Source organism: Virgibacillus sp. M23 (assembly GCF_034190895.1).
Lineage (GTDB): Bacteria > Bacillota > Bacilli > Bacillales > Amphibacillaceae > Virgibacillus > Virgibacillus salarius.
This window is the reverse complement of record NZ_JAWDHA010000084.1, coordinates 1-15,774: the sequence shown is the minus strand read 5'-3', so window position 1 is coordinate 15,774 and position 15,774 is coordinate 1. Positions and strand designations below refer to the sequence as shown.

The 15,774-nt window shown below is 33.3% G+C and carries 3 protein-coding genes; all 3 read left to right on the top strand.

The features are described from left to right. The first annotated feature begins 1,022 nt into the window (after window positions 1-1,022). On the top strand, window positions 1,023-4,841 hold the full coding sequence (locus RVS70_RS20130; protein ID WP_321134612.1) for a beta-ketoacyl synthase N-terminal-like domain-containing protein: 3,819 nt from the start codon (window positions 1,023-1,025) through the stop codon (window positions 4,839-4,841). A gap of 13 nt (window positions 4,842-4,854) precedes the next feature. Beyond that, window positions 4,855-9,969, top strand: coding sequence for a non-ribosomal peptide synthetase (locus RVS70_RS20125; protein ID WP_321134610.1), 5,115 nt, complete (start codon window positions 4,855-4,857; stop codon window positions 9,967-9,969). Window positions 9,970-10,047: 78 nt separating this feature from the next. After that, window positions 10,048-15,774: non-ribosomal peptide synthetase (locus tag RVS70_RS20120; protein WP_321134608.1), on the top strand; the 5,727-nt coding region annotated here is incomplete at its 3' end.

Here is a 15,774-nt window from a genome sequence, read left to right as displayed (position 1 = left end):
GGGGCATCTCACCTCTCTGTTTATGTTTGTGTGGTAACTAACATTATACAGGATTTGGGGAGGTGCTCTAATTTTTATGTCTTTAAAGTCTTGAGCCCCAAGGGCTCTATATTATGAAATTAACTCAAATGGTAAAAAAATTTTAATCACTATATAGTAATTTCCCCAAAAAAATATAATTAGAAAGATATGTATAATTAGAGCAAAAGTTTTAGAGTGTATATAAATTTGAAATAAGAGTTCATTTGTACTAAAGGATGTATTATTTATGTGATAATAGCCCATAAAATGTCAAGGATGGCTAGTACATATGGCCTTTCTTTCGAATAAATTAGCATACAAGGTTGCTTACGATTGAGATATGGAGGAACTAATTATGTTTGAGGAGACGATGAGGAAAAATTCTTTAAGTAGATAAATTTACAGTACGAACAGAAGGAAAAATATTTAGAGTATATTCAGTTTATTCCATCCAGTATACCTTATATTTTCATAAAAAATTATTCTATAAATCGAACTGGTAAACTGTAAATACTTATCAATTTATTAAACGAATTATGATTGAAATAGTATATTTTACTAAACTAATTACAATTTATGAGTTTAAATGGTAACAATAACAATTAATGGTAATAAATCTCTATCCAATATTTTAAATTTACAAAAAAATAATTCTTTTTGCTCAGTTAATAATAATCGATAATTTGTATAATTGAAATATATGTAAAATATGACTAAAGTATCTTGTTTTTAGTCGAAAGAAGTAAAAAAGACTAGAAATTGCTAGTTAAAGTAACTGAAAAAATAAATTAAATGATACGATTTCTGATAAGTATGGTGACACAATTTTAGTGGATTGTATAAGGGAATATTTTTTTATAAGACTTTAGACACTATTAAAAATTTACTCAATTAATTTATATCTATTTAAAAATAGATATAATTACCTTGTTAGAAAAATTACATGAATTCTAGTGATATAAATTATTCGGGGTTCAAAGGTAAAACGGAGGGGGAGTAATTTGTCGACTTTAATTAATGTTATTAGAAATAAGGAATCAGAAACAGAAAAGGGTATCAGTTTCGTTAAAAAAAACGGAATTGAAAAGTTCGTGTCATATCATGATTTATTGGATAAAAGCATTAAAATTTTAGGCTATATACAGAGTAAAGGGATTAGCTACAAAGATGAACTTGTATTCCAGTTAAATGATAATGAAGATTTTGTTCATTCTTTTTGGGCAGGATTATTGGGAGGAATAATTCCTGTGCCACTTAGTACAGGCAAGAATGATGAACATAAATTAAAATTTTTTAAAGTATGGAATCAATTAAATAACCCATATCTAATTTGTGACCTTGAGCACTATGAAGTACTAGAAAAATATGCAAAGAATAATGATATTGATCTATCAGCACTTAAAAATAGAGTGATAGATATTCGAGATGTTTATCATTATGAGGAAGATGGACAAATTTATGAAAGTAATCAAGATGATATAGCTTTTTTACAGTTTTCCTCAGGATCGACTGGTGAACCAAAAGGAGTTATGTTAAAACATTATAATTTACTCGCTAATATGGAAGGGATTATTAATGGTACACGCATGACAAGCGAGGATAGCTTAATTACGTGGTTACCTATGTCCCATGATATGGGGTTAATTGGATGTCATTTAATACCTACATTATTAAACATTAATCAAGTCAATATTAATACAAATGATTTTATTAGAAGACCTAGAATGTGGTTAGAAAAAGCAAGTCAGCATAAATCAACACTGCTATTCTCTCCCAACTTTGGTTATAGGTACACATTAAAATACGCAAAAAGAGTCTCAGAAGATGTCGATTTATCCAATGTTAGAATTATCATTAATGGAGCCGAGCCAATCTCAGCAGATCTAATCCAGGAATTCTTCTCTAAGATGCGTAAATATGGTATGAAAGATACTGTAATGTGTCCTGCATATGGGCTTGCAGAGGCATGTCTTGGGGTTTCAGCAGCTTATCCAGAGGATGGCAACGTGATAACGTGGTGTATCGATAGAAGAGCAATTAAGATTGGGGAAGAAGTAGTTTACCTGCAAAACGATACTAGTAACTTTGCTGCAACGTTTGTTGATGTAGGTTACCCTCTGACAAATACAAGTATCCGAATAACTGATAATCGTCAAACTGTATTAGACGAGGATATGCTAGGAGCTGTCGAGATAAAGGGAAAAAATGTAACCAGCGGCTATTACAACATGGAAGCAAAAACAAACGAAGCATTATCTGCAGATGGCTGGTTGAATACAGGTGATATAGGATTTATAAAAAATGGACGATTAGTAATAGTGGGTCGCTACAAAGATGTGTTGTTTGTTAATGGTCAGAATTACTTTGCTAATGACTTAGAAAGAGTTATTCGTGAAGTCGCAGGAATCCCACTTAGTGAAGCTGAAGTAGCTGTTGGTGGTGCAAGAAATTTTAAAGAGCAAACAGAGCATATTGTAGCATTTATTAAATTTAAAAAGTCAGACGAGGAATTTATAGAAATAGAGAAAAATATAAAAAGAGAATTAAATTATCGATTAGGTGTCCAAATTTCCCATGTTATTCCATTAAAACAAATTCCGAAGACAACCAGCGGTAAAGTCCAAAGATTTAATCTGGTAAGGCGGTTTGAAGAAGGGAAGTTCCAATCTATAATAAAGCAAATCGATGAACATAAAAAGAAAGGTGAGCGTAATAGCGAGGATATTGATCAAATAGAAAATGGCATCGTCTCTATATGTAAGATGTACATAAGCGAAGTTGAAATTGGACTTGAAGATAACTTTTTTGAAATGGGTATCAGTTCACTGCAGTTAACTCAAGTAGCTTCAGAGCTACAGCAAAAATATGGAGACCATATTAAAGTTGCAGATTTCTATGCAAATCAAACCATTAAAGAACTAGCTGATTTTATTAAAAATGGAAAGAAACAAGTAAATGAGAAAAACAGCTCTAGGAAAAATATGAATCAGGCTGGTGATGATATTGCTATTATAGGTATTTCTTTAAAAGCATCTGGAGCAGAAGAGCAAGATGAATATTGGGAATACATTCGGAATGGGGGGGAAGGAGTACGGGATTTTCCTGAAAATAGAAAAGAAGATCTTACCGATTACTTATTATCAGTTGGGTATTCAGAAAATAAGATGGAATATCATCGTGGGGCTTACTTAAATAATATTGATACGTTCGATTATAAATATTTTAATATTCTGCCGGTTGAAGGTGTTGCAATGTCTCCGGTGCAAAGAATGTTTCTAGAATCTACAGTTAAAGTAGTTGAGGATGCTGGATATCATGCCGGAACATTGAAGGGGTCTAATACTGGAGTGTATGTAGGATATATGGGAGATATGGAAGGATTTAAGTATCAACAAATATTACAAGCATCGAAAGACATTCAAACACCTACAGGCTATCTTTCTTCTAATATAGCGGGAAGAGTGTCATATATGATGAATCTAAAAGGACCTAGTTTGATTGTTGATACTGCTTGCTCTTCTTCTTTAGTCGCATTAAATATTGCATGTAATGACATAAAAAGTGGGAATTGTGAGCAGGCAATAGTTGGTGGAATTAGGATTAAGACCATTCCCCTTAAGGACGGCCTGCGAGCTGGATTTGAGTCAGAAGATTATCGAACCAAACCATTTGACTCAGAGGGTAATGGAACTGGGGAAGGCGAAGGAGTTATTTCCATTATGGTAAAGCCACTACAAAGAGCAATTCATGATCAAGATCATATTTATGCTGTTTTAAAGGGGATGGCAGTAAATAGCGATGGTACTACTCTAGGTTTAGCAGCTCCAAATCCTGCTGCTCAAAAAGAAGTAATTATGAAAGCATTACGAAATGCAAAGGTTGAACCAAGCTCGATAACTTATGTCGAAGCACAAGGAACAGGAACGGATATTGGTGATTCAATCGAGTTTGAAGCCTTATCTAGTGCTTATAGTAGCGGGCATGGTGAAAGCCGGTTTTGTTCATTAGGTTCTGTTAGAGGAAATATTGGGCATTTATATGAAGCCTCAGGACTTTCAAGCTTAGTAAAATGTTGTCTTATGTTGAAAAATAAAAAATTACCTCCACTTGCTAACTTTAAAAAACCAAATACAAACATAAATTTAAACGATTCACCGTTTTATATTACGATTACTGAAACTGACTGGTTACCTCGCAATGGAGTGAGAAGATGTGGAATCCATAATTTTGGATTGTCTGGAACCAATTCACATGTAATTTTAGAAGAATACCGAGGTCACGAAGAACAAAGCCTAGAATCAAATGAAAGCCATATTTTCACGCTATCAGCCAAGAATAATACAACACTAAATCAGTTAGTCGAAAAATATATTAAATTTATGGAAAATAATAAGCACTTAAAACTTTCAAATGTATGCTATACATCTAATATAGGTAGAGAACATTTTGAATATAGAATAGCTATTGTCGCTGATTCATTGGACGATTTAATAAAAAAATTGAAGCATTTTGAATGTAAAACAGATTTAGCTAATCATATTTATTTTGGAGTTCATAAACGGGTGAAAGAAGCTACTAAAACGACAAAAATTGATGAATTAACTAAAGAGAATATAATTGCTTTACGTGATAGTGGAAATAATATTGTGGCTAACACAACTATAGATAATCGAACAGGTAACTTATCTAGAATTGCCCAACTATATATTAGGGGAGCAGCGGAACTTCATTGGGAGCAGTTATATAGTTCGCAACAGACGAAGAAGGTTAGTCTGCCAACTTATGTATTTCAAAAATTGAAATGTTGGCCAAGTTTCTAAAGGGGGTATAAGAGTGGGTAGTTCTATGAATAAAATCCTGAATAGATTATTAGAAATAGTATCGGAAGTAACCAAGGTTGATAATCAAGAACTACAACCGGATGAGAATATTATTGAAATGGGATTCGATTCCATTATTTTTACTAGGGTAAATAGCCATATTAAACAACAATTTGGTATAGAAATCCCATTTTCTAGAATTTTTAATGACTTATCTGATTTAAATAAAATTGCTGCTTATATAAATGAAAAATCTAATATAGTAAACGAAGTAGAGACATCCTATTTACAAGCAACGGTAACAACTGAAGAAAATGCTAGCAACGAAGAATTAGAAGAAGAGTTAAACAGAACTGCTTCAGTACTTGAATCAAAGGAAATTATGCGTTATTACTCTACGTTTCCTTATGACTATATAGAAAAAAAGCTAAAAGTGAATTTAGAACAGTTTGGTATCGTAAATTGTCATGACATTAGAGTATTCATTTTGGATGATACAATGCAGTTGTTACCAAAAGGTACTATTGGAAATATCTTTATTGGCCCAAATAAGATTGAAATTTACAACACTAGTATTCTTGGTGAATTGACAGAAGAAGGAGAAATTCTAGTTCGAGGAGAGGGAAAAGATGATGCAAATAAAATTTATCCAATCTCTTCTGAACAGAAAAGAATGTATACACTACATAAAGTGGATGAGAATAGTTTAAATTACAATATTGCGAGTGTTGTCAAAATAGAAGGGGATTTGGATGTTGAAAAATTGGAAAATTCGCTTAATGTCATCATAAAAAGGCATGAATCATTACGCACGTACTTCGCTGAGGTCAATGGAGAAGTCGTACAAAGAATAGTCGATAAGATGCACATTTCCATTCCATATTCTATTCTGGAGGAAGATGTCGATCTATACGAATTAATAAATCGTGAGAGGGAGTGTTTTATAAAACCATTCGATTTAAATAGCTTGCCCTTAATTAGGATAAAACTAATTAAGGTGAAGACAAATTTCCATGTGATGTTATTAGATACTCATCATATTATCGCTGATGGTACAAGCTCTGCAATTTTCTTACATGAATTAATGACTCATTATAGTGGACAGGAACTAGATGATTTAACGCTACAATATAAGGATTATATCCTACAAAAAGAAAAAGGTAATAAAGATGTTGATAAGAGGAAACAAGAAACGTATTGGAAAAATGTGTTTGCTGATGGTATTCCAACTCTGGATATTCATAGTGACTATTCAAGACCGTACTTACAAACATTTAATGGAGATAATGTAAGCTTCATATTAAGCCATCATTTGAGTGAGAAGATTGATAGTTTCTGTAGAGTGAACCATGTTACTCCGTACATGTTCTTTTTTACATGTATTAATATTCTATTAGCGAAGTATTCCGGACAACAAGATATTGTAATTGGATCTACATTAGATAGAAGAAAAGATTTACAAACAGCAAACTTAATAGGGATGTTCGTCAATACAATTCCTATTAGAAATTATATTGATACAGAAGAAGCGTTTGTTGATGTACTGGATAAGGTGAAAACGAATGTACTTCAAGCAACGGACCATGCTGATTATCCTTTCGAAGAATTAGTAGATCTGCTCGATACTAGGAGAGATAAAAGCAGAAATCCTATCTTTGATGTACTCTATACATTTCAAAATAACCTGATTAGAGAACTAAATAGTCCCAGTATTAACATTAGAAGTGATGAAATCAAGACGAAAAGCTCAAAAGTTGATTTGTTTTTCGAGGTTAATCAAGAAAAAGAATATGCAATTAACATTGAATACAATACAGACATTTATAGTGAACAAACTATAAAAAGAATGGCTAAACACTTTAGCAGATTGACTGAAAACGTATTAGACAATACTAATAATCAGATTAGTGATATACCCATTATCACTCCAGAAGAGCGAGATTTAATTTTAAACAACTTTAATAATGTAAATGTGTTGTATCCAAAGGAAAAAACTGTCCATCAGTTATTTGAAGAACAAGTAGAGAAATATCCGAATCATATTGCTGTTAAAGACAATAAGGAAGAACTAACTTACCGTGATTTGAATGTGAAGGCTAATCAACTGGCTAGGAAGTTACGAAATCTTGGTGTTCAAGCAGATTCAATCATAGCACTTATGGTTGATAAATCAATTGAACTTATCATTGGTATATTAGGAATTTTAAAAGCAGGTGGAGCATACTTACCAATTGATCCTAAGTTGCCTAAGGAAAGAAAAGAATATATGCTAACAGATTCTCAGACTAAACTAGTTGTTACAAATACATATATGTATGAAGGGATGGATGATGTTTCAGTTGTTAATTTATCGGATACGAGCATTTTCCAAGAAGGGGATGCTAGGAATTTAAAATATATAAACTACCCAAGTGATCTTGCCTATATTATTTATACTTCTGGCACTACCGGTAATCCTAAAGGAGTTATGATCGAACATAAAAATGTTGTAAGGTTGATGAAGAACGATGACTATCAATTTGATTTTTCAGAAAAGGACGTTTGGACCTTATTTCATTCACAGTCGTTTGACTTTTCCGTTTGGGAAATTTTTGGAGCCTTACTATATGGAGGAAAGCTGATTATTGTTTCTGATGAAGTTGCCATGGATACAACTAGGTTCCGGACATTATTAGAAAATGAAAAAGTTACCGTATTAAATCAAACACCAATAGCTTTCTATAACTTAATGAAAATTGAAATGGAAGAAACGAGGTCACAATTATCGTTAAGGTATATTATTTTCGGGGGAGAAGCGCTTAAACCAATAATGTTGAAAGACTGGATGGAGAAATATAAAACAGTAAAACTAATCAATATGTATGGAATTACGGAAACAACTGTTCACGTGACGTTTAAAGAATTAAAGGAAGAAGATCTTCAAAGTGGGATTAGCAATATAGGTAAGGCTATTCATACATTAATGACAGTTATTGTGGATGAAAATTTAAGGCTCCAACCAATTGGTGTTCCAGGAGAATTATGTGTCATTGGAGATGGTGTCGCAAGGGGATATCTAAATCAAGAAAAGTTAACGAGTATAAAATTTGTCGACAATTCTTATGTGGAGGAAAGTAAATTATATCATTCAGGTGATTTGGTAAGATTGCTTCCAAGTGGAGAGATGGAGTACTTAGGGAGAATGGATAACCAAGTTAAAATTAGAGGATATCGAATTGAGCTAGGTGAGATAGAGTATCGACTGATCAGCCACCCTGACATTAAAGAAGCTGTCGTGGTAGCACAAGAAGGTGAACCAGGTCAAAAATATTTATGTGCCTATATCGTGGCCAAGTGTTCTATGGATAAATCAGAAATAAAAGCTTATTTGAAGGAAAGCTTGCCAGACTATATGATTCCTGCTTACTTTATGGAGCTCATGAAGATTCCATTAACCAATAATGGTAAAGTGAACCGGAAGGCGTTACCTAAGCCAGATGTAATGGGGCTTATTTCGGAGGCGTATGAAGCCCCAAAAACTCCAACACAGAAAATACTGACTTCTATTTGGCAAAATGTGTTGGGAGTAGAATCCATTGGTATCCATGATAGCTTCTTTGACTTAGGTGGCCATTCATTAAAAGCAACAACTGTCATGAGTGAGGTACATAAGGTATTAGAGGTGTCAGTTCCATTAAAAGAACTTTTTAACAGACCAACGATTCAAGAGTTAAGCGACTACATTGATATCAAAGGGGTTGCTAATCCATACAAACAAATAGAGCCATGTGTAGAAAAGGAATACTATCAAACATCCTCTGCTCAAAAACGAATGTATTCGGTGCAACAATTGGAAAAAGAAAGTACCGCTTATAATATGCCTGGCGTCTTTATGCTAGAAGGAGAAATAGATATTGAACAAATGGAAGAAACGCTTCATCAATTAATAGCCAGACATGAAGTACTACGTACCTATTTTGTAACAGTCGATGGTGAGATTGTCCAAAAAATTAAGCCAACACTAGCGTTCCATCTTCCTGTACGGACAGTAGATGAAACTGATATTACTAGCTTATCTCAGAAATTGATTCGTCCATTCGTCTTAGAGGAAGCACCGTTATTCCGAACGGAAATTTTAAAAGCTCACAGAACATATTATTTACTAATTGATATGCATCATATTATTTCCGATGGTGTATCCGTAGAAATTTTTATGAATGAATTTAAAAAATTGTATAACGGTGAGTCGATGGAACCATTGCGCATTCAATACAAAGATTATGCCGAATGGCAATATAAATATTTAAAAAATGATCATATGAAGGAGGAAGCTCGTTATTGGCAAGAACAATTTCAAGATAAGGTGCCAATGCTCCAGCAGCTATATGACTATGAACGGCCAGCCTTTCAAAGCTTTGAAGGAGATAGCTTAGCATTTACCATCAAGGAGGGAACAACAAAGAAGTTACAAGTATTGGTGAAGCAAGAAGATGTGACTCTTCAGATGATCTTACTGTCTGCCTTTAACATTCTATTAGCCAAATATAGTGGACAAGAGGATATCGTTGTCGGAGTACCAATTGCAGGAAGGCCGCATGCGGATCTGCAGAATATCATGGGGGTGTTTGTAAATACGTTAGCAATGCGAAATCAGCCAACAAATGATAAGACATTTAGTGAATTTCTAAAGGAAGTAAAACAAAACTCCTTACTTGCATATGATAATCAAAATTATCCGCTTGAAGAATTAATTGATGAGTTAAATATTAAACGAATAAAAGGCAGAAATCCATTATTCGATGTTCTTTTTGATATGACCAATCTCGATTTGAGTAAAGCTATCCAGATTAACAATTTATCACTTAAGCCCAAATTATTAACTAATAATATAGCAAAAATGGATTTATCTTTAGTTGCGTTAGAAAAAAAGCAACATATTGAAATGAGTATTGAATATTCCTCTCAACTATTTAAGAAAGAAACCGTTGCTAGAATAGCCGAGGATTTCCAGCGGATTATTGAGATCATTTCAACACAAGTAAATATTCAACTTGGAAATATTGAAATTCGTAGCGAAGAGGAGAGGCAATCCATTTTACAGGAAGATGAATTATTAAATGAGCTTAAAGATCAAGAATTCTCCTTTTAAAAATACACTTATGTCTACCTAAACTAATGGTTATAATCTTAAGTTCAATTAACTTTGATGAAGAACGGAGGGTATTCAATGTCTAGTGATCTCGACCGTTTGATGGAAAAAGAAGAACAATCAAAAAAATACTGGGAAACGATGAACCTTACTGATGAATGGAAGGCAGACTTTGCTCGGGATTTTGTTCATGTAAATAACTATCAAAAGTCTCAAATTTCATTTTCCTTAGATGATGCTATTACGGAAAAAGCGTTGGCAATTACCAAGCACAATGATTTTCCTCTATTTTCCATCTTTATGGCGTGCTTGCAAATAGAGCTTTATAAATATAATGGTAAAACTAAAAACATAATAGGAATTCCAATATTTGTCTCTCATAAAGAAAATCGTAGTGGAATAAATAATAAAGTGTTACCTTTCTTCACTAACTTTAACAGTAATGCAATCATTAAAAACCTGATTTTGCAGAATCGGAATAAGTTAATAGAAACATATCAACATAGCCACATTAACTTGGAAAATCTATTAAGAAACTCGAATATCAGTAATAGTGTGATGGAATTAACTCCAATCAGCTTAACTATGAATACCCTTCATCTAGATGAACACATCCAATACATACATAACTCCAACAACAATGAAATCACAATTAGCATTGAAAAGACGGGTAAAGGAATAGTGTTATCATTTGTCTATAATGCTACCCTTTTTACGAGCGAGACGATTCATCAATTTGGGAAGAGATTTTTAATTATCTTAACTGAGATGATGGTAGATTTAGCTAAGGAAGTCAAAGACGTTGAAATGATAACTAGTGAGGAAAAACATCAGATCTTAAAACAATTTAACCTTACTAAAACGAAATATCCTGCTGATAAAACTATACAAGTAATGTTTGAAGAAGAAGCTCAAAAGAATCCTAACAAAATAGCAGTGGTATATAAGCAGCAAAGCTTAACCTATCAGGAATTGAATGAAAAATCTAATCAAATGGCATGGCTATTGCAAGAGAGAGGGGTAAAAGTAAATTCAGTAGCTGCTATTATGGGCGAAAGATCAATTGAAATGATTATTGGAATACTAGGAATTTTGAAATCCGGTGGCGCGTATTTACCAATTGATCCTTCCTATCCAAAAGAAAGGATCAACTTCATGCTACAAGATGCAGAAGTGGATGTATTATTAATCCGGAATACGATAACACAGGAGTTAGAAGTAAATATTCCAGAGATAAATGTAAATGATCCTTCCATAGAAATGAAACCTAAAACAAATTTAGAAACAATCAGCCATATGGAAGATTTCGCATATATCATCTATACGTCCGGTTCTACAGGAAACCCTAAAGGAGTACCGATAAAACACAAAAGTGTTATCAATCTATGCACTTGGTTTGGCGATACCTATAATTTGAGAGAACGTCGACACGTCATGCATAATACAAGTATTTCTTTTGATGTTTCCGTTGAAGAAGTTTTTGGGGCTTTGCTAAATGGAGGAACGGTATACATTACCACTTATGAAGAATCGACAAATAGATATAAATTTAGACAATTTATCCAGAAACATGACATAAACATTGTCCAGTTAGTCCCGACTACTATACAGGAATTTATTGTAGGTGATCCTAAATTAGAAAGTGTTGATGTGCTTATTTCTGGTGGAGAAGCATTACCAAACACTCTAAAAAATGAAGTGATTGATCTTGGGTATGATATTTATAATTGTTACGGCCCTACAGAAACAACCGTTGATGCATTGACAACTTTGTGCGGGAAAGACAAATCAAATGTTATCGGGAAGCCCATAGCAAATACACAAGTGTATATTACGAATCGTGACGGTCAACTTCAACCAATTGGATTACCAGGAGAGTTATGCATAAGTGGTGAAGGATTATCAATTGGTTATCTAAACCGGTCTGAGTTGACTGAGGAAAAGTTTGTCGTGAATCTTTTTGAAACTAAATCAAAAATGTATAAAACAGGAGACTTAGTAAAATGGCTCCCTGATGGATCAATTGAATTTATTGAAAGACTAGATGATCAAGTGAAAATTAGGGGATTTAGAATAGAGCTAGGTGAAATTGAAAATAAGCTATCCGAACAACCATATATTCTTCAATCTGTAGTCTTAGCATGGGAAAATGATAATCAAGGAAAATATCTATGCGCGTATTTATTAGGTGAAGAATCAATAGATATAGCTGCCCTAAGAAATAACTTAAAAAAAGAACTACCTCATTATATGGTGCCTACTTACTTTATTCAGGTTGAAAGCATTCCGCTTACACCAAACGGCAAAGTGGACAGAAAAATATTGCCTGAGCCTGATACACTGGATTTATCAATACAAGAATATGTTGCACCTTCCAACGTGAAGGAAAAACGATTAGTGGAAGTATGTAGTGAAATATTAGGAGTTAAAAAAATAGGAATTCATGAAGACTTTTTTGATCTTGGTGGAGACTCTATCAAGGCAATAAGACTAATATCAAAATTGCAAAAATTTGGTTTTACACTAGAAGTGAAGGACATATTTGACAATAGTAATTTGAAAGCAATTAGCCTTAAGATGACGGAAGAACAAGTGGTAGTGGACCAAAAAACGGTCTCTGGTGATGTATTACTAACACCTATTCAACGTATGTTTTTTGAAAAGGACATAACAGATGTTCATCATTGGAATCAAGCTATTATGTTATATGGTAGAGACGGTTTTCGAGTAGAGTGGATTGAGAAAATTTTTGATAAAATAACTTGCCATCATGATGCCTTACGAATGGTCTACCGTAAACATAACGGAAAAGTGAAGCAGATTAATAGAGATATAGAGTCGAACCTCTTCTCAATAGATGTTCATGATTTACGAAAGTATGATCACTATGAGGGACTAATCTCGTTGAAGTGTAATGAACTTCAAAGTAGTATCGATTTAGAAAATGGCCCTCTCGTCAAGTTAGGTATATTTCAAACAAAGGAAGGGGATTATCTTTTAATAGCTATCCATCATTTAGTAATAGATGGGGTTTCATGGAGAATTCTCTTAGAAGACTTTACCGAAGGGTATAATCTTTTACTAAAAGGTAAAAAGGTTGACTTTCAACCGAAATCCAATTCGTATCAAGAGTGGGCAGATTTTTTACAAGAGAAACTTGAATATTTTCAGCAGGAGCTTCCATATTGGAATAAAATGGAACAACAGCATATAAAACCTCTACCTACTGATTTCGAATCTCAGGAATTTGAGAATAAGCAAAAAAATGCGAGAGAAGTGCATGTTGAATTAAATCAATCGTATACGGAAGATTTATTAAAGCGTTCGAACCAAGCCTATAATACAGAAATAAATGATTTGCTATTAGCAGCTCTTACTCGTACCATTTATCAATGGACAAATGAGAAGAATATTCTTATTAATTTAGAAGGTCATGGAAGAGACGCTTTCGAAGGAAATATAGACATAAATAGAACGATAGGATGGTTTACAGCACAATATCCTTTATTATTAAAAATGGAAGACAAATCCACCTCGTCTTTAATCAAACATACAAAAGAATCCTTAAGAAAAGTTCCTAATAAAGGAATAGGCTATGGTATCTTAAAATATCTTTCACCATCAAAGCCTTGGAATAATCGAGAACCAGAAATTAGCTTCAATTATTTGGGACAATTTGACGAGCAATTAAATGATGAACTTTTTGAAATTTCCTCTTTATATTCAGGGGAAAACGTGAGTCCAAATAGTGATAGAATAAATGAAATCGACATAAATGGAATGATAACTAATCAGAAATTAAGTCTTTCTGTTTCCTATAATAGCTTGAGGTATCGTAGAGAAACAATAAGAAAATTTCTCGAAAGATTTAAGGAAAATCTAATCGAAATAATTCGCCATTGTTTGGAGAAAGACGTGATGGAATATACGGTATCCGATTATTCCGATGAAGATTTGACAACAGATGAATTAAAAAATTTAAAAGAAGCATATGAGGGAGCAAATAAAACTCAAATTACGAACATATACCCTCTTTCCCCAATGCAGGAAGGTATGCTATTTCATTCATTAGTAAAGAGTGAGTCATCTGCATATTTTGATCAAACCATTTTTACTGCTAAAGGCATAGTAGATATGGAACTTGTTCAAAAAAGCTTTCAAATACTCATTAATAAATACGATATTTTAAGAACGGTTATAGCCTATAAAGATGTGGAGAAACCACGTCAAGTCGTTTTAAAAGAAAGAAAGCCAAAGGTGTACTTCCATGATCTATCGAGTATGGATAATAAACAGTTAGATGACCGTATCGAAAAAATAATACTTGAGGATCGAAAGCAAGGTTTCAATCTAAGTAAAGATGTTCTTATGAGACTATTCATTTTGAAACAGGGTAATAAAGAATATAAAGTGATCTGGAGCTCTCATCATATTCTGATGGATGGATGGAGCACATGGATATTACTAAAGGACTTCTTTGATATTTATTCTATGTTAAAAAATAACAACATTTTAGAAATGGATAATCCAAAGCAATATGGTCATTACATTGATTGGCTGCAAAAACAAAATCGTAATCATGCTAAGCAATATTGGTACCAATATCTAGAGGGGTATGAAACCAATGTTAAAATACCATCGATTCGAACTCATCACTATGAATACATGGTGGAAGATTTGGATTTTGTTCTAAATAAAGACATAACAAAAGCGTTAACTAATATTGCTAAAAGCTCTAAAACAACCTTAAATACGATTATACAGGTAGTTTGGGGAATATTGCTGCAACAATACAATCAAACAAATGACGTTGTCTTTGGTTCTGTTGTATCAGGAAGAAATTATGATATAGAAAGCTTAGAAGAAATGGTAGGGTTATTTATTAATATGATTCCTGTCCGAATCACAAGTAATCCTAAACAAATATTTATTGACTTATTGAAGGAAACCCAAAATAAGGCATTGGAGTCTAGTAAATATGATTATTATCCACTAGCGGATATTCAATCGCTAACTGATATAAAGAGTGATCTAATTACTAGTAAAATAACTTTCCAAAATTATTATATTGATGAAGCATTAGTGAACTTTGATTTTGTTTCTGAATTAGGATTTACTGTTGAAGATATACATGGGTATGAACAAACGAATTATGATTTCAATATAAAAGTTATACCAAGTGAAGATACAAAAATAACTTTTTCATATAACAAAAATGTACATGATTCAGAAACGGTTATAAATCTTAAGAACCATTTCATCGAAATCATTCAATCCGTGATTCAAAACCAGGAAATCCCTGTATCCCAAATCAGTATGACAACTGATAAGGAACGGAAAGAGATTCTCCATGACTTTAATGACACATCGGTAACGTATCCAAAGGATAAGACAATATCTCAATTATGGGAGGAACAAGTAGAAAAACATCCCCACCATATCGCAGTGGAATACGAAGGCAAGCAGTTAACGTATCAAGCCTTAAATGAAAAGGCGAATCAACTCGCAAGGACCTTACGCCAAAATGGCATCACAGCCAATGCGATTGTCGGTATGATGATCGATGGTTCGCTAGAAATGATGGTCGGCATGATAGGCATTCTCAAGGCAGGCGGCGCCTACTTACCTATCGATCCAACACATCCAATCGATCGAATCAATTATATGATAGAAGATGTCAAACTGGACGTACTCGTGACGACTTCATCCTATGCAAATAAAACGGCTTTTGCAGGAATGATTGTCAATCTTGCAGACTCAAGCGCTTATCAAGCTGATTCTACCAATCTGGATATAAACCATGAA